This is a genomic window from Bradyrhizobium sp. S3.2.6 (assembly GCF_040546885.1).
Taxonomy (GTDB): Bacteria; Pseudomonadota; Alphaproteobacteria; order Rhizobiales; family Xanthobacteraceae; genus Bradyrhizobium; species Bradyrhizobium cytisi.
Window position 1 is genome coordinate 1 of record NZ_JBEPOS010000007.1, and the last position, 22,457, is coordinate 22,457.

General features: G+C 63.6%; 24 protein-coding genes. 14 read left to right on the plus strand and 10 right to left on the minus strand.

Going from position 1 to position 22,457, the window contains the following annotated elements:
• On the plus strand, positions 1 to 796 hold a 796-nt coding region (locus ABID58_RS15100; RefSeq protein WP_354033219.1), incomplete at its 5' end, for a flagellin.
• Between the two features lie 261 nt (positions 797 to 1,057).
• On the opposite strand, the gene ABID58_RS15105 is transcribed toward ABID58_RS15100, so the two are convergent.
• The gene (locus ABID58_RS15105; protein WP_354033220.1) at positions 1,058 to 2,314 is read right to left on the minus strand and encodes a flagellin N-terminal helical domain-containing protein; all 1,257 of its coding nucleotides are present in this window, start codon (positions 2,312 to 2,314) and stop codon (positions 1,058 to 1,060) included.
• A gap of 392 nt (positions 2,315 to 2,706) precedes the next feature.
• On the opposite strand from ABID58_RS15105, the gene flaF reads away from it, so the two are divergent.
• From flaF to flbT, 3 genes are all read left to right on the plus strand, one after another.
• Positions 2,707 to 3,075: a flagellar biosynthesis regulator FlaF gene (gene flaF / locus ABID58_RS15110; RefSeq protein ID WP_354033221.1), complete on the plus strand. Its 369-nt coding sequence runs from the start codon at positions 2,707 to 2,709 to the stop codon at positions 3,073 to 3,075.
• A gap of 31 nt (positions 3,076 to 3,106) precedes the next feature.
• Positions 3,107 to 3,472 (plus strand): hypothetical protein, encoded by a 366-nt coding sequence (locus ABID58_RS15115; RefSeq protein WP_148751345.1) that lies wholly within the window; start codon positions 3,107 to 3,109, stop codon positions 3,470 to 3,472.
• A 278-nt stretch (positions 3,473 to 3,750) separates the two neighbouring features.
• A complete protein-coding gene (gene flbT, locus ABID58_RS15120; RefSeq protein WP_148751346.1) occupies positions 3,751 to 4,137 on the plus strand; it encodes a flagellar biosynthesis repressor FlbT in 387 nt (128 codons plus the stop codon).
• 24 nt (positions 4,138 to 4,161) lie between these two features.
• Here the strand turns inward: flbT and ABID58_RS15125 are convergent, their stop codons facing one another.
• From ABID58_RS15125 to ABID58_RS15140, 4 genes are all read right to left on the minus strand, one after another.
• On the minus strand, positions 4,162 to 4,521 hold the full coding sequence (locus tag ABID58_RS15125) for a hypothetical protein (RefSeq protein ID WP_148751347.1): 360 nt from the start codon (positions 4,519 to 4,521) through the stop codon (positions 4,162 to 4,164).
• 160 nt (positions 4,522 to 4,681) lie between these two features.
• Positions 4,682 to 5,179: a hypothetical protein gene (locus tag ABID58_RS15130; protein WP_354033222.1), complete on the minus strand. Its 498-nt coding sequence runs from the start codon at positions 5,177 to 5,179 to the stop codon at positions 4,682 to 4,684.
• Between the two features lie 11 nt (positions 5,180 to 5,190).
• Positions 5,191 to 5,574 carry a flagellar assembly peptidoglycan hydrolase FlgJ gene (gene flgJ / locus ABID58_RS15135; protein WP_354033223.1) on the minus strand — a complete coding sequence of 128 codons (384 nt, stop codon included), beginning with the start codon at positions 5,572 to 5,574 and terminating at the stop codon, positions 5,191 to 5,193.
• Positions 5,574 to 6,698, minus strand: coding sequence for a flagellar basal body P-ring protein FlgI (locus ABID58_RS15140; RefSeq protein ID WP_148751350.1), 1,125 nt, complete (start codon positions 6,696 to 6,698; stop codon positions 5,574 to 5,576). The genes flgJ and ABID58_RS15140 overlap by 1 nt, the downstream gene beginning before the upstream one ends.
• A 269-nt stretch (positions 6,699 to 6,967) precedes the next feature.
• On the opposite strand from ABID58_RS15140, the gene ABID58_RS15145 reads away from it, so the two are divergent.
• Positions 6,968 to 7,381, plus strand: coding sequence for a flagellar assembly protein FliX (locus ABID58_RS15145; protein WP_354033224.1), 414 nt, complete (start codon positions 6,968 to 6,970; stop codon positions 7,379 to 7,381).
• Between the two features lie 38 nt (positions 7,382 to 7,419).
• Here the strand turns inward: ABID58_RS15145 and ABID58_RS15150 are convergent, their stop codons facing one another.
• Complete coding sequence (locus ABID58_RS15150) at positions 7,420 to 7,791, minus strand: winged helix-turn-helix transcriptional regulator (RefSeq protein ID WP_148751352.1); 372 nt, start codon at positions 7,789 to 7,791, stop codon at positions 7,420 to 7,422.
• 156 nt (positions 7,792 to 7,947) lie between these two features.
• Here ABID58_RS15150 and ABID58_RS15155 point away from each other — a divergent pair, with 156 nt between their 5' ends.
• From ABID58_RS15155 to ABID58_RS15165, 3 genes are all read left to right on the plus strand, one after another.
• Complete coding sequence (locus ABID58_RS15155; RefSeq protein ID WP_354033225.1) at positions 7,948 to 8,559, plus strand: NAD(P)-dependent oxidoreductase; 612 nt, start codon at positions 7,948 to 7,950, stop codon at positions 8,557 to 8,559.
• A 219-nt stretch (positions 8,560 to 8,778) separates the two neighbouring features.
• Entirely contained in the window at positions 8,779 to 9,144 is a 366-nt protein-coding gene (gene dksA, locus ABID58_RS15160) for an RNA polymerase-binding protein DksA (RefSeq protein WP_008142458.1), read from the plus strand.
• Positions 9,145 to 9,770: 626 nt separating this feature from the next.
• Positions 9,771 to 10,550 carry a 2-keto-4-pentenoate hydratase gene (locus ABID58_RS15165; protein ID WP_354033226.1) on the plus strand — a complete coding sequence of 260 codons (780 nt, stop codon included), beginning with the start codon at positions 9,771 to 9,773 and terminating at the stop codon, positions 10,548 to 10,550.
• 234 nt (positions 10,551 to 10,784) lie between these two features.
• Here the strand turns inward: ABID58_RS15165 and flgH are convergent, their stop codons facing one another.
• The 4 genes from flgH to flgF are packed head-to-tail and all read right to left on the minus strand — an operon-like array spanning position 10,785 to position 14,287.
• The gene (gene flgH / locus ABID58_RS15170) at positions 10,785 to 11,552 is read right to left on the minus strand and encodes a flagellar basal body L-ring protein FlgH (RefSeq protein WP_148751392.1); all 768 of its coding nucleotides are present in this window, start codon (positions 11,550 to 11,552) and stop codon (positions 10,785 to 10,787) included.
• A 3-nt stretch (positions 11,553 to 11,555) separates the two neighbouring features.
• Complete coding sequence (gene flgA / locus ABID58_RS15175) at positions 11,556 to 12,710, minus strand: flagellar basal body P-ring formation chaperone FlgA (protein ID WP_354033227.1); 1,155 nt, start codon at positions 12,708 to 12,710, stop codon at positions 11,556 to 11,558.
• 10 nt (positions 12,711 to 12,720) lie between these two features.
• The gene (gene flgG / locus ABID58_RS15180; protein ID WP_148751394.1) at positions 12,721 to 13,509 is read right to left on the minus strand and encodes a flagellar basal-body rod protein FlgG; all 789 of its coding nucleotides are present in this window, start codon (positions 13,507 to 13,509) and stop codon (positions 12,721 to 12,723) included.
• Positions 13,510 to 13,525: 16 nt separating this feature from the next.
• The gene (gene flgF / locus ABID58_RS15185) at positions 13,526 to 14,287 is read right to left on the minus strand and encodes a flagellar basal-body rod protein FlgF (protein WP_148751395.1); all 762 of its coding nucleotides are present in this window, start codon (positions 14,285 to 14,287) and stop codon (positions 13,526 to 13,528) included.
• 385 nt (positions 14,288 to 14,672) lie between these two features.
• Between flgF and fliL the strand changes: the two genes are divergently transcribed.
• The 6 genes from fliL to ABID58_RS15215 all read left to right on the plus strand — a co-directional run bounded on the left by fliL (position 14,673) and on the right by ABID58_RS15215 (position 22,390).
• Positions 14,673 to 15,173: a flagellar basal body-associated protein FliL gene (gene fliL / locus ABID58_RS15190; protein ID WP_354033228.1), complete on the plus strand. Its 501-nt coding sequence runs from the start codon at positions 14,673 to 14,675 to the stop codon at positions 15,171 to 15,173.
• A gap of 30 nt (positions 15,174 to 15,203) precedes the next feature.
• Entirely contained in the window at positions 15,204 to 16,406 is a 1,203-nt protein-coding gene (gene fliM / locus ABID58_RS15195; protein ID WP_148751397.1) for a flagellar motor switch protein FliM, read from the plus strand.
• The gene (locus tag ABID58_RS15200; protein WP_148751398.1) at positions 16,403 to 16,864 is read left to right on the plus strand and encodes a DUF6468 domain-containing protein; all 462 of its coding nucleotides are present in this window, start codon (positions 16,403 to 16,405) and stop codon (positions 16,862 to 16,864) included. Before fliM ends, ABID58_RS15200 begins: the two co-directional genes overlap by 4 nt.
• 9 nt (positions 16,865 to 16,873) lie before the next feature.
• Positions 16,874 to 17,632, plus strand: a complete 759-nt coding sequence (locus tag ABID58_RS15205; protein WP_148751399.1) for a MotE family protein — start codon at positions 16,874 to 16,876, stop codon at positions 17,630 to 17,632.
• Between the two features lie 557 nt (positions 17,633 to 18,189).
• Complete coding sequence (locus tag ABID58_RS15210) at positions 18,190 to 18,390, plus strand: hypothetical protein (protein WP_354033229.1); 201 nt, start codon at positions 18,190 to 18,192, stop codon at positions 18,388 to 18,390.
• A 220-nt stretch (positions 18,391 to 18,610) separates the two neighbouring features.
• Positions 18,611 to 22,390 (plus strand): tetratricopeptide repeat protein, encoded by a 3,780-nt coding sequence (locus ABID58_RS15215; RefSeq protein WP_354033230.1) that lies wholly within the window; start codon positions 18,611 to 18,613, stop codon positions 22,388 to 22,390.
• Positions 22,391 to 22,457: the final 67 nt, after the last annotated feature.

Genomic DNA, 22,457 nt, shown 5'->3' on the forward strand with positions numbered 1-22,457 from the left:
GGGCACCACCACGATCACGCTCGGCACCGCCGCGAACCAGGTCAACACGATCACCGGCCTCAACAGCGCGCTTTCGGCGGCGGGTATTCAGCTGATCGCAAGCGTCAATACCAACGGCTCGCTGACCTTCACCTCGTCCAATGATGCCGCATCCCAGGTCATCACCAACGGTGCTGCCTATGTCGCCCCGCCCGCCACGGCGTCGAGCTCGGTAAACATCGACACCACCAGCGGTGCAGCATTCACCGCCGGAACGATTGTCGCCGCGGTTGCCGACCCGGTGTCGCAGGCCACGCGCTCGTCGCTGGTCACCCAGTACAACCAGATCATCACGCAGATCACCACCACGGCGCAGGACGCTTCGTTCAACGGCATCAACCTGCTGAATGGCGACTCGCTGAAGCTGGTGTTCGACGAAACCGGAAAATCGACCGTGACGATTGCGGGCGTGACCTTCAATCCGAACGGTCTCGGCCTGAAGTCGCTCACCGCGGGCAGCGACTTCATCGACAACAGTGCAACCAACACCGTTCTGACGGCGCTCAACACCGCCAGCGTCACCCTGCGGTCGCAGGCGTCGGCCTTCGGTGCCAATCTGTCGATCGTGCAGATCCGCCAGGACTTCAACAAGAACATCATCAACGTGCTTCAGACCGGTTCGTCCGCCCTGACGCTGGCCGACTCCAACGAGGAAGCGGCCAACAGTCAGGCGCTGTCGACCCGCCAGTCGATTGCGACGTCCGCGCTGTCGCTCGCCAACACGTCGCAGCAGGGCGTTCTGCAGCTGCTGCGCTGAGTTCGACAAAAGTCTTGCTACGGAATTGCGGCGGGGCCTCGGCCCCGCCGTTTTGTTGGCTGCATGAGAGTCGTCTTGGAAACCGTGCGCCACTGCCTCGCGTCGGCCGCTGTACGAGTTTCTCGTTTAGCCTGTCAGGGCGGTCGAGTTGTCGTCGTGCCCACAGGTTTTTGTGACGAGAACGAGAACAAAAACAAGAAGCGGCGAAGCCAAGCCTCGCCGCCCCAATTTTATCGCCCGCAGAGAGGCCGGACTCAGCCGTCAACGCAAGAGCTGTAGCACACTCTGCTGCGACTGGTTGGCGAGCGAGAGCGCGGACACCCCGATCGACTGGCGGGTCGACAGCGCCTGGCTGTTGGCCGCTTCCTCGTTGGTGTCGGCGAGCGTCAGGGCGGACGAACCGGTCTGCAGCACGTTGATGATCTGCTTCGAGAAATCCTGGCGGATCTGCACGATCGACAGGTTGGCGCCGAAGGCGGAGGCCTGCGACCGCAGCGTGGTGCTGGCGGCATTGAGCGAGGTCAGAACCTTGCCGGTCAGGACGTTGTCCGTGAAATCCACGCCGGCGGTCAACTGGCTCAGGCCGAGACCGTTCGGATTGAATGTCACGCCCGCGATCGTCAGCGTCGACTTGCCAGTCTCGTCGAAGATCATTTTCAGAGAGTTGCCATCGAGCAGGTTGACGCCGTTGAAAGAGGCGTCCTGCGCTGTGGTGGTAATCTGCTGAAGGATCTGGTTGTACTGGCTGACGAGGGTCGCCCTGGCTTGCTGCGAGATCTGGTCGGGCACCGCCGCAACGACGGCACCACCTGCGCCACCGCCCGCGGCATTGCCGCTGATATTGATGGCGTCCAGCGTGACGGGAGCAGCGGGAGCGGCGGTACCCGTGATCACCTGTCCCGCACCGTCATTGGTCGACGTAAGAGTCAGACTGTCAGGGCCGGTGATTGAGCCCGCGAGGTTGACGCCCGCATCCGCCAGTGCCTGATTGAGCTGTGCCAGCGACTGGACCTGTGCGGTCTTGGTCACCGGATTGAAGCTTGACGGGGCAGTGCCGATGGTGATCGTGGCAGCAGTGCCGGCGGAATTGGTAAACGTGTAAACGCCGCCGTTGAGCTTACTTGTCGTGAGGTCCGCGGAAGTGGCTCCGCCCGTCCCGGTGGGAGCGCCCGTGCCGGTGAACTGGATGTTTGATTTGGTGCTGTAGCCCGTGGGCTGCTGCAGCACCTGGTTGGCGATCGACTTCGCGGTATCGACCAGCTTCGACAGCGAGGTGATGCCGGTGTTGGCAGCCTGTAGGACCTGCACGCCGTTGCCGATGCTGTCGAGCAAATTGCTGATGTCGCTGGCGCGGGCATCGAGACCGGCGGCGGTGAAGAAGTTGGTCGGATTGTCGAGCGCGCTGTTGACCTTCTTGCCGGTGGCGAGACGGCCCTGCGTGGTCGCGAGCAGATCAGCGGTGCCCTGCAGCGAGAGCAGATTCTGACGGACTGCCGCGGTAAGGACGACGTCGGACATTTGAATGACTTCCCTTGTGTGCACCGCCGGCGTCCTAGTCCGGGTCAATGCGCTTTGTGGTTTCAGCCTCCGCAAGAGTGAACAAAAGCTTTTAAAATATGATTAACCACTGCTTACGAAATGTGGTTAACGATACGTTCCGATCGGCGACGGCTGGGGCAGTGCTGGACAACGCCGCGGTTCTGGCCGGGGAAATCCTGCTTCGGCCGAAACAGACCGGTCAGCGATGATCTCGAAAGCCGCGCTCGGTTCGAGCCCGAAACTCCCCTGCGTCAAATCTGATGACGCGAATTCGGGCAGCGAGTAAGTTAATCTTAATTGGCCGCCTTTAGGGGTTACAACGAGGAAGTCCGGAAACTTGTCAGACGGAACAAGGTTTGCTGAGGTGACGAATGTCTAGTGCTGCCGCTCAAGCCTACGCGCGCGTCGCGAGTACCACCTCATCCCCGCGCGATATTGAAGCCCAGACATTGTTGAAAGCGGCGAACAAGCTGCAAGCCGTCGTATCCGACCCCGATGCGAGCTATGTGCAGATGTCCGAGGCGTTGATCTATAACCGCAAACTCTGGACAATCTTTCTCAGCGAAGCTCAGCGCGATGGGAACCCGCAGCCAATGGATGTTCGGCAGAACATCGCCAACATCAGCATCTTCGTGCTGTCCCAGACAGCGGCGCTGCAGATCAGCCCCCAGCGGGAGCACTTCAAGTCGTTGATCGAGATAAACCGCAACATTGCAGCCGGATTGAGCGGGCGCGTCTGAGAGGACGTGCCGATTGAGGTGAATTCAAGCGATGGCGGACATCCTTAGCATTCTGAGCAACAGCTATAAGACAGCGCCAACGGCTTCGTCATCGAATGTGAAGTATGTTCCGGTCGATTCCACCCTTTATACCGGAACCTGGAAGGGGACGTATTCCACAGGCGAGAAGTTTTCGTTCTCAATCTCTGACGTTCAAGGATTTCGCGCCAAGGTCAAATACCAGAGCGGCACGGGCCCAGTTCAGTACCAGGACGTGCTGATCAAGGAAAATTCCTTCCGAATCGGCGACTCCAAGTTCCTGCTGAAGAAGATCGGTCACGCGCAGATCAAGACGGTCGTCACCAATCCTGCGACCGGAGCGAACGTGCTCAATACGGCGTACGCCGACCTGGTCTAATCGCGGCATCGCGAAGCGTCCTGGTCACCGATCCGCGTTGTCGCGCCGCGCGCCGCGGTAGTTAATGTCTCGTTAACCAAACCCATTTACCGTTTGGCAACGGAAATCCGCGCTACGGCCGGCAAGCCGACCGTTCGAAAGTAGCTCAGCCGGCCCGTGCGCAGCCGGCGGTGGGGTTCCCTCCGATGAACCTGGTCAGCTCGCTGGAGCAGGAGTCTTTCATCTCTCGCTTCGTCGCAGACGGCTTGTTTTTGGTATGAGCGCAGGAGGTAACAGCGATGGCGCTGAAAGTTGAACTGAAGCCCTTCGAGCGAATCATCATCGGCCAAAGCCTCATCACCAACTCAGATGCGCGAACCAGGCTATTGATCTCGGGAGAGGCGCCGATTATGCGGGAGAAGGATCTCCTGACCGCGGAGACCGCCGACACGCCGGTGAAGCGGCTCTATCTTTGCGTTCAGATGATGTACCTCGAGAACGACATCCCGAAATACCAGGAGCTCTATGTGAGCTTCGTCAAGGATCTGCTCGAGGCGGTGCCAAGCTTCAGAACGTCGATCGAGGCTGCAAGCAAGCTGATCCTGAGCGGCTCTCTGTACAATTCATTGAAGGAGATCCAGAAACTCGTCAAACGGGAGGACGAGTTGCTGAAGCAGAGCGTTTAGCTCTGCTGATCAGCCTCCACGACTTCAGGCGCTGCGGTCGGTCGACAGCGGGCGTTCTGCGTCGGCCTTGCTGAGGTCGAGCGCGTGAAAATAGGCGCGGCGGCGCAGCATCGCTTCGTCCGGAAATTGCTCCACGACCTGGTCGGTCTTCTCGTTGACGACCTGGAAAACGAAGGATGCGGCGGCCTGGTTGAACACGACCTGGCGCGAAACGTTCTGACTGTACAGATCATTGCGCGCGGCGGCGCCAGCGTCGCTCGCGCTGACGGTCTGGCTCGCGGGCAAATCGGTCCGCACGGCGTCGTTGGCCGCCGCGCTCGACGTCGCTATGGGTAGCGCGGCGACCGGTATCCCCACCGGCCTGATGCTGAAATCTGTACTCATGGCAGCCTCCTGGTTGCCTCGTGTGAGTCAAATCCCAACCCCTCTCAATACGCAACCATGGAACACCAGGATTGAATACCGGGTAAGCAAACGTGACTAACCGCGCGACGCTTTCGCCGCACGGTTTTTCGTAAAATTGGATGGAGTTCCTTGTCTGCGCTCAGAGCGTGCGGCTGACCGCGAGCGGCGTGATGTGACGCGGGCCAGGCGTGGCGCGGCGGCCCGCCGCCGTATAGGTGTTCGGCACGTTGCGCTTCTGGATCTCGGCATTGACGCCGCGCACGACGCTCTCGGAGACCGCATGGGCGGTCGCGAGCACGGTAAGATTGACCTGAAGCATGGCGCGGAAGGCGTCGTGGTGGCGGTGCAGCGTCGAGAGCAGCTCGGGCGCGGATTTCGAAAGCTGGGCCTGGTTCGCCTTCAACTGGCTGACGGCGCCGACGTAGCGCCGCGACAGTTCCTGCTTCTGGCTTTCCATCATCATCGCTTCGCGAACCTTGCCGGCACGGACGAGCTCGGTCTCGCGCTCGATCAGGCCGAGCAGGGCGCTCATCGCGTCCATCAGGTCCTCTGCGAGCTTGCGCGCAGCGGTGCTCTCGGGCGTATTGTTCGGGCGCTGCGCTGGCATCGGCCGACGTGACGCGTTGAAGTGGTTCATCTCGTTTGACCTTATGCCGTACGAAGAGTGGTTTTGGCCTGCTGCATGATCAGGGTACGGTAGACGTCGCGGGCTACACCGACGCCGCCGGCATTGGCGAAGTTCTTGGAATATTGCTCGGTCAGCATCGAGCGCCAGACGCCGGTGCCCGGCGTATCGCCGAACGGGCCTTCGCCCTTCAGCCCCGAAGTCATCTGCGCGAACATGCTGTTGAGGAACATGCCCTCGAAGTCAGTGGCGGTCTTCTGCGTCTTGGCCTGCTGCTGCGGCGAGACCTTTTGCAACGCTGCGGCGAGCTCGAAATCGGGACGGCCGTTGCGGCTTTCCACGGAGAACGCTGGGTTCGAGAGTGCGGCGGTGACGACGTGCGCGGTGTTGATCATGCCGGTCTGCATCACATCACCTCTATGTCGGCTTCGATCGCACCCGCGGCCTTGATCGCCTGGAGGATGCTGATGAGGTCGCGCGGGCCGATGCCGAGGCCGTTGAGGCCGTCGACGAGCTGCTGCAGCGAGACGCCGTCCTTGACGACGGCGAACTTCTTGCCGTCCTCGGTGACGCCGACGCTGGAGCGCGGCGTGACCACGGTGCGACCCCGCGACAGCGGGTTGGGTTGGCTCACTTGCGGGCTCTCGGAGATCGTGACCGTGAGATTGCCCTGCGCGACCGCGACGGTGGCGACGCGGACGTCGCGGCCCATCACGATGATGCCCGAGCGCTCGTCGATGACGATCTTGGCGGCGAGATCCGGATCGACCTGAAGCTGCTCGATCTCCGTCAGGAAGGCGACCACGTTGCCCTTGAACTCCGGCGGGATCGTCAGCTGCACTGTCGAGGGATCGATCGGCTCGGCGCTCTTGACGCCGAGATAGTCGTTGATCGCCGCTGCAATGCGCTTGGCGGTGGTGAAATCGGCGTTGCGCAGCGCGAGCCGCACGTTCGGCAGCCGGTTCAGCGCGAACTCGATCTCGCGCTCGATGATGGCGCCGTTGGCGATGCGTCCTACGGTCGGAACGCCGCGTACGATTTTGGCCGCTTCACCCTCGGCCTGAAAGCCGGAGATCGCGAGCGAGCCCTGTGCCACTGCATAGACGTTGCCGTCGGCGCCGAGGAGCGGGGTGACGAGCAGGGTGCCGCCGCGCAAATCCTTGGCATCGCCGAGCGCGGAGACGGTGACGTCCATGCGGGTGCCTTGCGTCGCGAATGCCGGCAGATTGCCGGTCACCATGACGGCGGCGACGTTGCCGGTGCGGATGGTGGCGCCGCGGATGTTGACGCCCATGCGCTCGAGCATCGCTTGCAGCGACTGCTTGGTGAAGGGGATGTTGTTGAGGGTGTCGCCGGTGCCGTTGAGGCCGACGACGAGGCCGTAGCCGATGAGCTGGTTCTGCCGCACGCCTTCGATATTGGCGAGATCCTTGATGCGCGAGGTCGCACGCGCAGGCGCGACCGAGAGCGCCAGCGCTGACAGCGCGGCGCAGGCCACCCCAACAATCCTCACCCAACGAACGCCTGGCATCCTCTGCTCCCCGAGGCTCCTCACATCTCGGACCATCTGCGACACTCCCATGACGAGCTGGTCCGACGCTTTCCTTGCGAGCGCTGTGCCAACACGGGGCAGATGGGATAGTCGATTGAATAGGTTGAATAAATCTCTTCGGATCGGTGCCAGCCGGCATTCGCCCTAAGGAGCGAAACTGCCGCCTGTCGGCAGATTTTGCCGGGCCGTTTACGCCCCGTTAACCATAAAGCGGCGAATGTGGCGCATCGATCACCCGGATTGCTCCGATGCGCATCTACGGACCGAATGGCACCACGCTTGGAACGCCGGCCAGCCAGGCCAGGCGAACGAGCTCCGGCACCTTCGTGCTGCCCGACACGAATTCGGCGCAGGAGACCCGCGCTGCGACCGCACCCAAGGCCTCCGCCAACATCGATGCGCTGCTCGCGCTGCAAGGCATCGAGGAAGATCCGGTCGAGCGCCGCAAGCGCTCAGTCGTCCGCGGCAAGACCGCGCTCGACGTGCTCGACGATCTCAAGATGGGACTCTTGTCCGGCAATCTCGATACATCGACCGTGATGCGGCTGCGCGATGCGGCTGCGAACCTGAAATCGTCCTCCGGCGATCCCGGTCTCGATTCCGTGCTGTCCGAGATCGAGCTGCGCGTCGAGGTCGAGCTGGCCAAGGCCGGGCAGGCGTAGTCGTCCAGCGGATCATTTGAGGCGCTTACGGAACGGCTTTACGCCGCTTCGTCTTTCTGCTGCGAATCGTAGCGGCGCTGGGCGGCGAGCACGTCTTTCAGATTTTCCTCGGCCCAATCGCGCAACGGATCGACCGCGGCGGCGAGCGTCACACCGAGCTGCGTGATCGAATATTCAACCGTCACCGGCACGGTCGCGATGGCGCGGCGCTTGATCAAGCCGTCGCGCTCGAGCGACTTGAGAACCTGGCTCAGCATCTTCTGCGAGATGCCTTCAATCGTGCGGCGTAACTGATTGAAGCGCATCGGCTCCTCGCGCAGCAACAACAGGATCAGCACGGCCCATTTGTCGCCGACGCGATCGAGGATCTGGCGCGTTGGACAATCGGCTGCATAGACGTTGGGTTTCATCTCATTCCTCGCACTTGCCTCGCACTTGCCTCGCACTTGCTTTCGGCTTGCCGGTTACTCCTGCGTAATCAGGTAAGCACAAAGTGCTCTCTTAACACCAGCGTTCCTTACGATATCTAGTCACCATTGGTTACTACAGAAGCGAAGGAGCCTTCCATGAAAATCGCAGTTGCCGGCGCCTCGGGCCGAGCCGGTTCGGAGATCACCAAGGAACTGTCCCGGCGCGGCCACGGCGTCACCGCCATCGCACGGAACCCGGAGAAGATTGCAATCCTGCCGAACGTCACGCCGACCAAGGGCGACGTGCTCGACCAGGCCGGCCTGTCCAAGCTCTGGGCCGGGCACGATGTGGCCATCAGTTCCGTCCACTTCCTGGCGAGCGACCCGCACAAGCTGATCGGCGCGGCCAAGGACTCCAAGGTCGGGCGCTATCTGGTTGTCGGCGGCGCCGGCAGTTTGGAGGTCGCGCCCGGCGTCAAACTGGTCACAACCCCCGGTTTTCCGGCGCAATACAAGGCCGAGGCGGAGGCGGGTGGGGCCTTTCTCGACCTGCTGCGCCAGGAAAAGGAGCTGAACTGGACCTTCATCTCGCCCTCGGCGCTGTTCATCGAGGGGGAACGGACCACCAAGTTCCGGCTCGGGACCGATCAGCTTCTCGCAGATGCGAACGGCAAGAGCTGGATCAGCTTCGCCGACTACGCCATCGCGCTCGCCGATGAGATCGAGAAGCCGGCCCATTTGAGGCAGCGTTTCACGGTCGGCTACTAGCTCGGCTTTTGGCCGCCCCCGGGCCCTCCCGGATAAACCTTCCTGTGCAAGGGCTTGGGGGCGCTAACTGCGCTATTAAGGAAATATTGTCTGTCACATGGGGTAGCTATATAAGCCCCGGCTCAACGGACCCCGTTCCGTTCATGAGTCGTTGCTTGAGAAGATAGGCCGCCCTTGGAAAAGTTGAAAAACTACCGACCGACCGAAAAAGAGCCTTTCATGAACGACCGGCAGAAGGAGTACTTCCGTATGAAGCTCCTCGCCTGGAAGGATGAGATCCTCAAAGAGTCCAAGCTCACGCTGCAGGCTCTGCAGGAGGAGAACGTGAACCACCCCGATCTCGCCGATCGGGCATCGTCCGAAACCGACCGCGCCATCGAACTCCGCGCCCGCGACCGCCAGCGCAAGTTGATCGCCAAGATCGACGCCGCGCTCCAGCGTATCGAGGACAACACCTACGGCTATTGCGAGGATACCGGCGAGCCGATCTCTTTGAAGCGGCTCGAGGCCCGGCCCATCGCAACGCTCTCGGTGGAAGCGCAGGAGCGCCACGAGAAACGCGAGAAGGTCTATCGCGACGAATAGAGTCCGGGCCGCGGCGATGCGGCTCTTTGTTTTTGGGCTCACGGCGCCGTTTCGCGCCGCAATCGATATTTTTGCCTGACGTTTGCCGCCGCGCGCTTCGACGCGCGAGTGCAATCGCGAAAAGTGAATCGCGATCAAGGAGGTAGAGTCGATTGCTGCAAGCTCACGTGAGTTCACATCAGAAACAGCCTTCACTTCAGGTGCGGGAGGTTTTGCGAGTCGCATCAACGAGATCGTCTCGGATGCTGAGACACTGATCCAGCGGCTTCACTGCAATCAGGCTTCATGCGACGCTATAAGGCGTGCATCTCCATAAGCCCTGGACCAGCTCAATATTTCCTTAACCGGCGGCAGCAGGCCGCAAGCCGCATCCTGCGGCGGGAACTGGGACCGCGGGCGCGGCGGGTTCCGCGGCTCCAGGCGCGGACTGGCCGGTGCGGCGCGCCGCGAGCCGGATTCCCTTGCAGGCGGTCGTGCCGATGCTCGGCCGCGTCAGGCATTCCAGCAGCGTCAAGATCCGGCTCGGCCTGGTCAAGGCGTGATGCCACAAGCCGCCCGCGCTTGTCAGGCCCGGGCGGGGATGCTCCACTGCCGCCCTCGATTGGGTAGCGTGGGAGCCGGCGCCGATGGACAAAATTCTCGAAGCCGCAAAGGCGATCGCGCTGGCGCGCCGCAACCATGCGCCGCTCGCAGCGCTCGAGGTTCCGCCTGATGACGAGGCCGAGGGCTACCAGGTCCAGCGCGCGCTGCATGATCTGCTGCTGAAGAATGTCGGGCCGCTGGTCGGCTACAAGATCGGCTGCACCAGCCAGGTGATGCAGGACTATATCGGCATCCCGCACCCCTGCGGCGGCGGCGTGTTCCAGAAGGGCGTGCACGACAGCGGCGTCAAGCTCGCGGCCTCCGACTATGTCCATGTCGGCGTCGAGTGCGAGATCGCTGTGCGCCTGAAGCGCAATCTCGCCGCCGGCGAGGCGCCGTTCACCGCCGAATGGGTCGGCGAAGCCGTCGAGGCCTATCATCCCGCGATCGAGATCGTCGACGACCGCTACGTGAAATGGGAGACGATGGGCGCGCCGACGCTGATTGCGGATGATTTCTTTGCCGCCGGCTGCGTGCTGGGCGCCTCCGTTCCGCGCTCGGCGGTGCCGGACCTGAAGGCGGTCAAGGGCCGCGCCCTCGTCAATGGCGAGGAGGTCAGCCATGGCACCGGCGCCGACGTGCTCGGCCATCCCCACAACGCACTCGCCTGGCTCGCCAACCACCTCGCCGCCGAAGGCAAGGGCCTGCACGCGGGACAGCTCGTGCTGACCGGAAGCCTGGTGAAGACGCTGTGGCTGAAAGCCGGCGACAAGGTGCGGATGGAGCTGGATGGGCTCGGAGTGGTGGAGGCGGAGTTTACGTGAGGCGTTGCGACTCTCTCCGATGTCATTCCCCACAAAGGCGGGAATCCAGTACACCGTGCTGTATCGGTTCAGCAACGAAGGTCTCGGAGTACTGGATCGTCCGCCTTCGCGGACGATGACAGCAACACCTTGCAAAATACATGCGGCCCTCGCCAGGGGAGCTGGCGAGGGCCGCGTCGTACATCGTCGTTCGCGCCTAGGTTCGCGAACACGATGTGGGAGCTCGGGAGAGGGCTAGAAGGGCAGCAGCACGTCCATGACTTGCTGGCCGTAGCGCGGCTGCTGCACGTCCGTGATCTGGCCGCGGCCGCCATAGGCGATGCGGGCCTGCGCGATCTTGCTGGAATCGATGGTGTTGTCGCTCTGGATGTCTTCGGGGCGGACGATGCCGGCGACCACGAGCTCGCGGATCTCGAAGTTGACCCGGATCTCCTGCTTGCCTTCGACCACGAGGTTGCCGTTCGGCAGCACCTGGGTCACGACCGCCGCGACGTTGGTCTGCAAGGCTTCCGTGCGCTGCACGCTGCCCTTGCCGTCGCTGGAGGCGGTGGAGTCGGCGGTGAGGATGCGGCCGGGCAGCACCTTCTGCGCCTGGACGCCGAGCGTCTTCGAACCGATGAAATCGGTGATGCCCGAATCTTCCGAATTGGTGCGGCTGCGCTGGGTCTCGTTGGAGAGATTGGCCTTGTCGGTGATATTGACGGTCACGGTCAGGAGGTCGCCGACATGGGTCGCGCGCTGATCCTTGAAGAAGGCCCGGCTGCCGTTCCGCCACAGCGAGTTCGGATTGTAGGAGGCGACTTCCGGCTTCGGCATCGGCATCTGCACCGGCTTGTAGCCGGGCTGCGTCGTCGGATTGTCGATCGCCGACAGCTTCGGTTGCTCGCCGATCTGCGACAGACGGTCAATCGAGGAGCAGCCGCTTGCGAGCGCGCAAGTGGCGAGCAGCAGGGCAGAGATCGCGATACGACGAAGACGGGAAGCCGAACTGAACGAGGACATGACTTACTCTGACTTGGCTGGAGCTTGCTTGGCTGGAGCTTGCGAGACGCGAACTTGCGGGATCTGGGCTTGTGCGATCTGCGCCGGTGACGCGGGGGCCTGGACCAGGTTCCGGACGAGGGCTGCAGTGTCGACAGGAGCGGGCGCTTCGTCACGCCTAAGCGAGGAGGTCTGCTCGACCGCAGTCTCCATCGGTGCGGACTGGCTGGCGCCCAGCACGGTCACCTGGCCGCGGCCGGTGACGACGCCGGTCAGCGTACGCTTGGTCTGCAAATTGAGGACGCTCACGGTGTCGCCCTCGGCGCCACTCTCGATCGCCTTGCCGCGGGTGGTGAGGTAGATTCCGGGGACCTGGTAGATGACGGTGACGCTCTGGTCGCGCGACACGAATTCGGGCTTGGCGATGTCGGCGGCGCGGATCGCCGTGCCCGCGCGCATCGGCCGGCGAAGCTGCATACCGACCGCGCGGTCGCGCAGCGCAGGTTCGCCCGTCACTTCGGCCTTTGGCCGTCGCTCCTGCGCGACGTCGGAAGATTTCAGCGTCTCGGTGCGTTCGATGTCGCGGGTCAGGACGGCGACCTCCACGGTCTCGATCGCGGTGCCGGTGAAGCGCAGCTTGGTCGGCGCCGGGTTGCTGTCGTTGTTGATCTCGAAGGCGATGTCGAAGCGGCCGCTGCGGGCATCGTAGCGCGTCGCAACCGGCTGCAGCGCGCCGGTGTTGGAGGCATCGAGCCGCATGTCGGAAATGCCGCGGTCGAAGGTCACGGTGATGTTGGCGGCGTCGCCAAGCCCGAAGCGGCGCTCGAGCGCGGAGCCGACCGCGTTTTCGAGATCCTTGTTGGCAAAGGTGCGGGCAAGCCGCGTGACCTGGACTTCCCTGATGTCGCCGGTCATCACGCCGATCACCTGCTTGGAGCGGAGCACGCTCAGGACCTGGGCAACAGGCAATGCGCCGGTGGTGCCGAGATCGGGCGAGCGATAGACCGCAATCAGCGCGGCCGAGCCGGCGTTCTCGATGAGGTCGCCGACCCGCACCACGTCGGACGTGACGGTGATGCTGGCGCGCAGCGTCGGCGCGGCGATGCCGTCGTCGGCGGCCTGCGCCGGCAGCGCCAGCACGAGCAGGGCGGAGAGGGTGGCAAGCGTCGCGCGGATCATGGTCATCACCTCAGCGGAACAGCGCCGTGGTCGATTGCATCATCTGGTCGGCGGCGCTGATCACCTTGGCGTTCATCTCGTAGGCGCGCTGCGCGGCGATCAGGTCGCTCATCTCCGAGACGACGTCGACATTGGCCTGTTCGAGGCTTCCTTGCGTGATCTTGCCGTAGCCCTCGGAGTTCGCGGTGCCGTCCTGCGGCGCGCCCGACGACGTCGTCTCGGTAAACTGGTTGCTGCCGACGGGCTGCAGGCCGGCCTTGTTGATGAAACGGGTCACGCCGATCTGGCCGAGGATGGTGTTGCTCGACGAGCCCGGCAGCGTCACCGACACCTGGCCCTGCTCGTTGACGGTGATGCCCGAGGCGTTGTTCGGGATCGTGATGGTCGGCTGCACCGGGTTGCCCTGCGCAGTGACGACGCGGCCCTGGTTGTCCATCTGGAACGTGCCGTCGCGGGTGTACTGGTAGGTGCCGTCAGGCATCAGGATCTTGAAAAAGCCTTCGCCGGACATCGCGAGATCGAGGTCGTTGCCGGTCTGCGACAGCGTGCCCTGCGTCATGCTGCGCGGGGTGCCGACGGTCTTGACGCCGCCGCCGATGTCAACGCCGACCGGCAGAATGGTGCCCTGGTCCGAGGCCTGCGCGCCGACGCGGCGGATGTGTTCGTAGATCAGGTCCTGGAACGCTGCGGTCTGCTTCTTGAAGCCGGTGGTGCGCAGGTTGGCGATGTTGTTGGAGATCACCTGAACGTTCAGTTCCTGTGCCGCCATTCCGGTCGCAGCGGTGTGGAGCGCTTGCATGTCAGTGGTCCCCTAATCAGGCCGGAACGTCGGCGAGCTTTTCGATCGCCGATTTGTGGAGGTCGCTCTGCTGCTGGAGCAGGTTGGCGATCGCGGTGTAGCTGCGCATGACCTCGACCATGCGGCTCATCTCGCCGACCGAATTCACGTTCGACTTCTCGATGTAGCCCTGCTGCAGGGTGGATTTGGCGTCGGTCTGCTGGTTGGCGGAGCCGGCGCCGTAGAGATTGGCGCCGAGCTTGGTCAGCTTGGCCGGATCGTCGAACGTCACCATGCGGATCTTGCCGCGGATCGAGTCGGTCTTGGCCGTGCCTTCGAGCACAGTGACGGTGCCGTCGGGGGAGACGTTGATGTCGTGGTCGGTCGGCTGGAAGACGATCGGGCCGCCGGTGCCGAGCACGAGATTGCCGTCGGAGGTCATGAGCTGGCCGGTGCTGCTGAGCGCGAACTTGCCGTCGCGGGTGTAACGCTCGGCGCCATTGGCCTGCACGGCGAAAAAGGCGTTGCCGCTGATCGCCATGTCGAGCGGGTTGTTGGTCGCCTCCATTGGCCCCTGGCCGACGTCGCGGTAGGTGCCGCGGTCCTGCACATAGGAGACGCGGCGGTCGGAGCCGACGAAATTGTCCTCATGCGCGTTCGAGTTGAGGTACTCCTCGAACAGCGAATGGTCGGCCTTGAAGCCGTTGGTATTGGCATTGGCGACGTTGTTGGCGATGACATCCATCTGCCGTTCCAACGTCATCTGCCGTGACAAGCCGATCAGAAGCGCATTCTGCATCGGTCAATCTCCCCTGCGTGAGATCCGCCATTTCGCTCTCCCAAGCGCCTTGGCCGATCCCGTGAACGAGACCGTCGGGTTCTCCCAAACCGTTCAGTCTCGCCCCTCTCTCAGCGAAAGCCGTGCCAACTTGAAATGAGATGCAATTACAATGAGTTGGATATTTTTCAGCGGCGTGGGCGGGGGGCAGAAAGGTTCTGTTAGCCATGTTTGCCCGGCAGATTTTTCCTAGTTGAGGCCCGATCGAAAGGTTCCGTTAACCATTATTACCGTAGCGTTTGCAGGTAAGAGGAGCGCTTTGCGCTGGGGCATTTGTATCGCGTCACTGTCTGCCAGGAGGCTTCGCTCTTTCGGCCCTTTTTGAGATGAGCGAGCCCGGACGATCATGGCAGAGAATGGAGCGGAAGGCGGTGCGGCCGCCGAAGGCGCGGAAGCCGCTGCCCCCAAAAGCAAGTTCAAGCTGATCCTGATCGTCGTCGGCGCGCTGGTCGTGCTCGGCGGCGGTGCCGCGACCTGGTTCCTGTTCTTCCGCCATGGCGAAGACGAGCACCATGCCGAGGTCGCACCCCCGCCGAAGCCGCCGGTATTCGTCGAGGTGCCCGACATGATGGTCAACCTCGCCGGCGCGCCCGGCGAACGCGTGCAATATCTGAAGCTCAAAATCGTGCTCGAGCTGAAGGAAGAGAAGCAGGTCGAGGCGATCAAGCCGACGATGCCGCGCGTCACCGACATCTTCCAGACCTATGTGCGCGAGCTGCGCTCCTCCGACCTCAACGGCTCCGCCGGCATCTTCCGTCTCAAGGAAGAGCTGACCAAGCGCGTCAACGCCGCGGTCGCGCCGGTGCAGGTCAGCGCGGTGCTGTTCAAGGAAGTCGTCCTCCAGTGACGATGCTGCGGAAGGGTACGGGCTAGCGTCATGGCCGGCAACGAGCAGATGGACCAGGATGCGATTGCCGCCCAATGGGAGGCGTCGCTCGATTCCGAGGATCCCGCGGAGGCCGCGAAGGCTGCTGCCGAAAACGAGCTGTCTGAGACCATGGCCCTGCAATGGGCGGCCATGGTCGAGGACGGCAGTCGCGATCTCGGCACCGGCAAGAACTCCGGCGAGCGGGTGCTGTCGCAGGAGGAGATCGACAATCTCCTCGGCTTCACCGTCGGCGACGTCACGCTCGACGACCATTCCGGCATCCGCGCCATCATCGATTCGGCGATGGTCTCCTACGAGCGTCTGCCGATGCTCGAAATCGTCTTCGACCGCCTGGTGCGGTTGCTGACGACATCCTTGCGCAATTTCACCTCCGATAACGTCGAAGTCTCGCTCGACCGCATCACCTCGGTGCGGTTCGGCGATTACATGAACTCGATCCCGCTGCCTGCCGTGCTCTCGGTCTTCAAGGCCGAGGAGTGGGACAATTTCGGCATGGCGACGGTCGATTCCAACCTGATCTACTCGATGATCGACGTGCTGCTCGGCGGCCGCCGCGGCTCGAGCCAGCTCCGCATCGAGGGCCGGCCCTACACCACGATCGAGACCGAGCTGGTCAAGCGGCTGGTCGAGGTGGTGCTGACCGATGCCGAGCAGGCGTTCCGGCCGCTGTCGCCGGTGACCTTCACGATCGACCGGCTCGAGACCAATCCGCGCTTCGCCGCGATCAGCCGTCCCGCCAACGCCGCGATCCTGGTGCGCCTGCGCATCGACATGGAAGATCGCGGCGGCAACATCGAACTGCTGCTGCCTTACGCGACCATCGAACCGATCCGGGCCGTTTTGCTCCAGATGTTCATGGGCGAAAAGTTCGGCCGCGACCAGATCTGGGAGGGTCATTTCGCCACCGAGATCGTCCAGGCCGAGATTTCCGTCGACGCCGTGCTCTACGAGGCCGACATTCCGCTCAAGCAGCTGATGCGGCTGAAGGTCGGAGACACGCTGCCGCTGGACATGCGCGCCGATGCCAACGTCACCGTGCGGTGCGGCGACGTCACGATCACCGAAGGACGCATGGGCCGGGTCGGAGAGCGCGTTGCGATTCGCGTGACGAAACCCTTGCGCAAGCCAAGTACGACACTTGCGATGTTCGAGAAGGTGGACGAGCAGAACAAGCTGATGGAGGCCCCATGAACCACTCCCTAGGAATGGCGATCGAGACACTGGTGGCCATCCTGCTGATGCTCACGATCGGCTACTGTATCCTGCTCAACAAGCGGCTGACGCGGCTGAAGGCGGACGAGCATTCGCTGAAGGCTGTCATCGGCGAGCTGATCACCGCGACCGAGATCGCCGAGCGCGCGATCGGCGGGCTCAAGCTCGCGGTGCGCGACGTCAACGAGAATCTCGGCAGCCAGCTTGCCGCCGCCACGCAGATGTCCGGCCAGTTGCACAAACAGCTCGGCGAAGCCGACAACGTGGTGCGCCGCCTCTCCAAGATCGCGATCGCGGCGCGCCCCGTCACGAATCCGGAAGCCGCAGCCGCCCCCGTCGCCAAGCCGTCGGCGGCGAAAGCGGTGGCCGCTGCCGCCGAAGCCTTCTCGGAGCGCCGAAGGTCCAACGGTCTTGGGTCCAACGGTCTTGCCGCATAAAGTCAGGGTATGAAGTCCTTTCGTAACATCCGCGTCATTCCGGTCGTCCTGGTTGCGGTCGCAGGTCTCGCCACGCTGAAAGTGGCGGGCCTCGTGATCAATGGCGGCTATGTCTTCGACTACCAGCCGAACCATGTGAAGAAGTCCTGGGCGCAGGAGAATTTGAATTTTCCCGGGGGCGAAGACCCTGACATCACCGGCTCGACGCACGGAGCGCCGAAGGAAGCTCCGAAGCCGGCCGCCCCCGAGACCAAGCTCGAGGGCACCCCGGTCAAGATGGACGAGGCCCAGTCGCAGGTCTCGGCCTCGGAGCGCGCGATCCTTGAGCGGTTGCAGGCGCGCCGCCAGGAGATCGAGTCCCGCCAGCGCGAGATCGATATTCGCGAGAGCCTCTTGAAGTCGGCCGAGAAGCGCATCGAGAACAAGGTCGAGGAGATGAAGGCGGTGGAGTCCCGCATCACCGCGACCCAGGCCGAGCAGAAAGCCGCGGAGGCCCAGCGCTTGAAGGGCCTCGTGACCATGTATGAGGGCATGAAGCCCAAGGACGCCGCGCGGGTGTTCGACCGGCTGGAAATGGGCGTGCTGATCGAGATCGCCTCGGCGATCGCCCCGCGAAAGATGTCCGATATCCTGGGCCTGATGTCGTCGGAAGCCGCCGAGCGGCTGACGGTCGAGATGGCCCGCCGCGCCAATGGGGGCGGGGATCAGGCTGCCTCCGCCGGCGATCTCCCCAAGATCGACGGCAAGCCGACGCAAAAGCCGAATTGAGGGCTCAAGAGGCGCGGCGCGCGGCGGCAACCTGCGTGCACGCGGCGGACGCGTTGCGTGTCTAATTCGCGACCCGCTGTTGACCTTTGCGACCAGTCGAGCTCAGCGGATTCTCGACGGGAAGGAGGGACTCGCAGTGTTGCTTGATCAGCGCTGCGTTCTCAATGCGAGTCACGAGATGCAGGGTGCTGTGGCAGCAGGGGCATTCATATACCTTTAGGGCATAGCCCCGCGCGATTGGAAAGACGGCTACGACCGCTCTGGCCCTGCTACACACAATGCAGTTGGCTTCTCCGCTCATTGATTGCCCCCCAAAGCTGACCAATCGAATTCGAATCGCCGTGATCACATCTGATTCAGAGTCGTTGATGGACCGCAACGTCTCGGGGGTTGTACGTGCGCAGCACGTCTACTCGCGTTTCGGATGCAGCGAGAACAAGCGGCATCTTCTGGGGCTGCGATGAGTTGACGCGCACAAATGTGAAGTGGAGTACAGTGGGGCTGAAGAGTTCGTCCTAGGCTTCGGCCATTCGCAATCGGCAGCGCGGGAGGAAGCCATGAACTACTCGTCCGCAGCAGAACGCGCAATCGAAGCCGCCAATCGGCTGCTCATCGCGGCGATGACGTTTGCCTGGACGTCCGCGCTGAGCCACCAGCATATATTGCCGCCGCAAGAGGAAGATGGCGACACCGACGATGATGCTTGTCTCGAGCGGGAGAGCTCCTCTGCGCCGGATGGCGCGGAAAAGCAACATTGAAGCTGCGGTCGGCTTGCAGGCGTCAACTCCTCCTTAACCACTTGCTCGCCAGATTCTGGGCGCGAACGTCTCGGTCCACGAACAAGGCGTCGCGACACATTGTGCCGGATCAAGTCGTCATTACAGCATTAACAAGTCCTTAATTGGCAAAACCTACAGTCGACGGCACGGGCCGGCGCCAGTGCCGGCATGGACCGCCGAACCGGAAGAAGTGCCGCCAATGGCGCGAGAGGCTGCCGCTGGATTGATGTCGCGAGCCCGCGCTTTGGCGCTGGGGCTGTCGCGTCATGTCCGCAAGGCTGTCTTGTTGGCGGCCTGTCTGCTGATCGGCCTTGACAATGGTGCCCGAGCTGCCGATGCGGTCCGGGGCGAGGCGAGCTTTTCGGCTGGCGGCGGCTTTGCCCGTCTTGTGATCAAGCTCGGCGAGGACGTTCCCTCCGAGGTCACGACCGCCGGCTCCATCCTCATCATCCGCTTTGACCGTCCCGTCGACGTTCCCGTCGACCGCGTGCCGGAAGGCGCACCCGAATACGTCAACTCCGCCCGCCGAGACCCCGACGGCAGCGCGATCCGGCTGTCGCTGGCGCGGCGCGTCACCGTCAACACCATGAATGCCGGCGAGCGTACTTTTATCGATCTGATGCCGGAAGGCTGGAAAGGGCCGCCACCGAGCCTGCCCCAGGAGGTGGTCAAGGAACTCGCCGAACGCGCGCGCGCTGCCGAGCGCGCGCTGCGCGCCCAGCGCGCTGCGGCCGAGAGCAAGAAGCGGCCACCGATCCGCGTGCGCGCCTCGGTGCAGCCGACCTTCGTGCGCTTCGTGTTCGAGATGCCCGAGGGCGTCGGCGTCTCCTCCGTGCTCAACGAGCAGAAGCTGACGCTCGCCTTCAACGCCAATCTCAGCTTCGACCTCGCCGATGCCGTCGTCGCCGCGCCGCCGAATGTCGCGTCGATCAAGCAGAAGTCCGACATCGACCAGACCAGCGTCGAGATCGCGCTGATCGGCGATTCCGACGTGCACTCCTTCCGCGACGACAAGAACTACGTCGTCGACATCGCGTTCCAGCCCGACAAGGGCAAGGCGGCGGCGACGCCTGAAGCCACGATCGCAAAGGCCGAATCCGGCGGTCACGGACCGGCGCCGGCAGCTGAAAAGCCGGCGGTCGCAAAGCCGAAGGACGCCCATGGCGAGATCAAGCCGCCGACCTCGGAGGCGATCGCGCGCGAAGCCAGGATTGAGGTGAAGCCCGAGGTGAAATCGGAGGCGAAGCCGGAAGCATCCGCTGCGATGCCGTCCGCCGAGGCGCCAAAGCCGGCACCGGCAATAACCTCGACCGAAGCTCCGCACGTCACGGAAGCGCCCAAGACCGCGCCGCCCGCAATGGAAGCCGCCGCGCCTGCTGCTCCTGCCAAGCCGGTAGTAACCGAAGCGCCCAACGAGGTGGTGAAGGAAGCTGCGAAGGAGCCGGTCAAGGAAGAGCCTAAGGAAGCGATCAAGGAAGCTCCGAAGGAAGGGCCCAAGCCTGCGCCCGCTGAGGCTCAGGCCGCGCCGCCGCCTCCTGTTGCCAGCGTCGATGCGCGCCGCGACAGCGATGGCCTGCGCGTGACATTCCCGATTCCTGTCGCAACGCCGGCGGCCGCGTTCCGCCGCGGCGACACGGTATGGCTGGTGTTCGATTCGCCAAAGCCGATCGACATCGAGGCGATCCGCACACGGGGTGGTGCGATGATCGGCGAGGTCAGCCGCATGCCGCTCGAGAAGGGGCAGGCGATACGCATCCGTCTCACCCGGCCGCTGGTCTATTCGCTGACCAGCGAGGAGGTCGGCAAGGAGACCAACTGGCTGCTGACGCTCGCCGACAAGATCCAGGCAACGCCGCTGCCGCTGCTGATCTCGCGCAACATCACCGATCCCGCGCTCGCCAACATCGCCATCCCCTTTGCCAATCCGGGCCTGCTGCACAAGCTCACCGACCCTGATGCCGGCGACATGCTCTACGTCGTCACCGCGCAACGGCCGGTCCGCGGCTTCATCAAGCGGCAGGATCTCGTCGATCTCTCGCTGCTGGAATCCGCGCATGGCATCGCGATCCGGCCGAACTCCGACGAAGTCGGCATCGAGGTCGGATCGGACAAGGTCATCCTCGGCAAGAAGGGCGGCCTGACGCTGTCGCCGGTCGACGTTTCGGCCGAGCGGGCACCGACTGCGGTGCGGCCGATCTTCAATCCCGAGGGCTGGCGCAAGGGCCAAGCGGAAGATTTCTGGACCCGCCAAAGCGATCTGATCACGGCGATCTCGGCCGTCGAGCCGGCGCAGCGTTCGCTGCCGCGGCTCGATCTCGCCCAGTTCTACATGTCGCGCGCGATGTATCACGAAGCCAAGTCCGTGACCGAATTGATGCTGAGCGATCCTCTCAACAAGGAGGAGAGCAGCGCGCTGATCATGCATGCGATCGCCAGCATTCTGATCGGCCGGCCGGCGCTGGGCCTGAAGGATCTCGCCAATCCCGTGATCGGCAACAGCCACGATTCCCAGCTCTGGAAGGCACTCGCCTATGCGCGCCAGGGCAAATGGGCGGACGCCCGCGAAAAATTCAAGAATGTCGAATTCGCCATCGCCTCGCTGCCGCTCGACATCCAGCGCATCGTGACGATGGATGCGATGCGCGCCTCGCTCGAGGTGAAGGACTATGCCGGTGCCTCGAAGCGCCGCAGCGAGATGGAGGTTGTCGGCGTCTCGCCGGAGGCCGGGCCCGGCTTTGCCGTGCTGCGCGGCCGGCTCGCCGAGGCGCTCGGCCACGACAGGGATGCGCTCGACGATTACAAATTCGCGGTCGCCTCGAATGACCGGCCGGCCGCCGCCGAAGCCAAGCAGCTCGAAATCGCGCTGCGGCAGAAGCGTGAAGAGATCAGCAAGGAAGACGCGCTGAAAGAGCTCGAGACGCTATCGATGACGTGGCGCGGCGACGCGATCGAGGTCAAGACGCTGCAGATGCTGTCGCAGCTTTATTCCGAGAACGGACGCTATCGCGATGCGCTCACGGCGGCGCGTACCGCGACCAAGCTGCAGCCGAACGCGGAAGCCTCGCGCCAGGCGCAGGATCTGGCGTCGGATCTGTTTACGCAGATCTTCCTGGGGCCGAAGGGCGACGAACTGCCGCCGGTCGAGGCGCTCGGGATGTTCTACGAGTTCCGCGAGCTGACGCCGATCGGCCGCCGCGGTGACGAGCTGATCCGCCGCCTGGCCGATCGTCTCGCCTCGATCGATCTGCTCGACCAGGCCGCCGAGCTCTTGCAATACCAGGTCGACCACCGTCTCGAAGGCGCCGCGCGCGCGCAGGTCGCCGCGCGCCTTGCGATGATCTATCTCGCCAACCGCAAGCCCGACATGGCGATCACCGCGCTGCGCGCCAGCCGCATCAGCGATCTCTCCGGCGAGTTGCGGCAGCAGCGCCTGCTCTTGGAAGCGCGCGCGCAGAGCGACGTCGGCCGCCATGATCTCGCGCTCGACATCGTCTCCAACGTCAGTGGGCGTGAGGTGCTGCGGCTGCGGTCCGACATCTTCTGGGCGGGGCGACGCTGGCGCGAGTCCGCCGAGCAGATCGAGCTCTATTACGGCGACCGCTTCCGCGACTTCAAGCCGCTCAATGCGGTGGAGAAGAGCGACATCATCCGCGCCGCGGTCGGCTATGCGCTCGCCGACGACTCGATCGGGCTGTCGCGCTTCCGCGAGAAATATGCCCCCCTGATGAGCGAGAGCGCCGACCGGCTCGCCTTCGACATCGCCAGCAAGCCGGCGGGCGCCTCCAGCGCCGAATTCGCCGACATTGCAAAGCTCGCTGCAAGCGTCGACACGCTCGACGGCTTCCTCCGCGAAATGAAGCAGCGTTTCCCCGACGCCACCGCGCGCGCCCCCGCCGCCCCGCAGGCCAAGGACGAGACCGATCATACCGGCTCGCTGCCGACGATCCCCGTCGTGCGGCAGATCAAGATGACGCGGTAGGACCCCTGCTTCCGCGCGAAGCGCGGGGACAGCGCCGCATCCTCCGTCATTGCGAGCGCAGCGAAGC

Excerpts from the sequence above, each read along its gene's own strand:
- ABID58_RS15105 (WP_354033220.1), bottom strand. The coding sequence starts at position 2,314 with ATGTCCGACGTCGTCCTTACCGCGGCAGTCCGTCAGAATCTGCTCTCG.
- flaF (WP_354033221.1), top strand. The coding sequence starts at position 2,707 with ATGTCTAGTGCTGCCGCTCAAGCCTACGCGCGCGTCGCGAGTACCACC.
- ABID58_RS15115 (WP_148751345.1), top strand. The coding sequence starts at position 3,107 with ATGGCGGACATCCTTAGCATTCTGAGCAACAGCTATAAGACAGCGCCA.
- flbT (WP_148751346.1), top strand. The coding sequence starts at position 3,751 with ATGGCGCTGAAAGTTGAACTGAAGCCCTTCGAGCGAATCATCATCGGC.
- ABID58_RS15125 (WP_148751347.1), bottom strand. The coding sequence starts at position 4,521 with ATGAGTACAGATTTCAGCATCAGGCCGGTGGGGATACCGGTCGCCGCG.
- ABID58_RS15130 (WP_354033222.1), bottom strand. The coding sequence starts at position 5,179 with ATGAACCACTTCAACGCGTCACGTCGGCCGATGCCAGCGCAGCGCCCG.
- flgJ (WP_354033223.1), bottom strand. The coding sequence starts at position 5,574 with ATGCAGACCGGCATGATCAACACCGCGCACGTCGTCACCGCCGCACTC.
- ABID58_RS15140 (WP_148751350.1), bottom strand. The coding sequence starts at position 6,698 with ATGCCAGGCGTTCGTTGGGTGAGGATTGTTGGGGTGGCCTGCGCCGCG.
- ABID58_RS15145 (WP_354033224.1), top strand. The coding sequence starts at position 6,968 with ATGCGCATCTACGGACCGAATGGCACCACGCTTGGAACGCCGGCCAGC.
- ABID58_RS15150 (WP_148751352.1), bottom strand. The coding sequence starts at position 7,791 with ATGAAACCCAACGTCTATGCAGCCGATTGTCCAACGCGCCAGATCCTC.
- ABID58_RS15155 (WP_354033225.1), top strand. The coding sequence starts at position 7,948 with ATGAAAATCGCAGTTGCCGGCGCCTCGGGCCGAGCCGGTTCGGAGATC.
- dksA (WP_008142458.1), top strand. The coding sequence starts at position 8,779 with ATGAACGACCGGCAGAAGGAGTACTTCCGTATGAAGCTCCTCGCCTGG.
- ABID58_RS15165 (WP_354033226.1), top strand. The coding sequence starts at position 9,771 with ATGGACAAAATTCTCGAAGCCGCAAAGGCGATCGCGCTGGCGCGCCGC.
- flgH (WP_148751392.1), bottom strand. The coding sequence starts at position 11,552 with ATGTCCTCGTTCAGTTCGGCTTCCCGTCTTCGTCGTATCGCGATCTCT.
- flgA (WP_354033227.1), bottom strand. The coding sequence starts at position 12,710 with ATGATCCGCGCGACGCTTGCCACCCTCTCCGCCCTGCTCGTGCTGGCG.
- flgG (WP_148751394.1), bottom strand. The coding sequence starts at position 13,509 with ATGCAAGCGCTCCACACCGCTGCGACCGGAATGGCGGCACAGGAACTG.
- flgF (WP_148751395.1), bottom strand. The coding sequence starts at position 14,287 with ATGCAGAATGCGCTTCTGATCGGCTTGTCACGGCAGATGACGTTGGAA.
- fliL (WP_354033228.1), top strand. The coding sequence starts at position 14,673 with ATGGCAGAGAATGGAGCGGAAGGCGGTGCGGCCGCCGAAGGCGCGGAA.
- fliM (WP_148751397.1), top strand. The coding sequence starts at position 15,204 with ATGGCCGGCAACGAGCAGATGGACCAGGATGCGATTGCCGCCCAATGG.
- ABID58_RS15200 (WP_148751398.1), top strand. The coding sequence starts at position 16,403 with ATGAACCACTCCCTAGGAATGGCGATCGAGACACTGGTGGCCATCCTG.
- ABID58_RS15205 (WP_148751399.1), top strand. The coding sequence starts at position 16,874 with ATGAAGTCCTTTCGTAACATCCGCGTCATTCCGGTCGTCCTGGTTGCG.
- ABID58_RS15210 (WP_354033229.1), top strand. The coding sequence starts at position 18,190 with ATGAACTACTCGTCCGCAGCAGAACGCGCAATCGAAGCCGCCAATCGG.
- ABID58_RS15215 (WP_354033230.1), top strand. The coding sequence starts at position 18,611 with ATGGCGCGAGAGGCTGCCGCTGGATTGATGTCGCGAGCCCGCGCTTTG.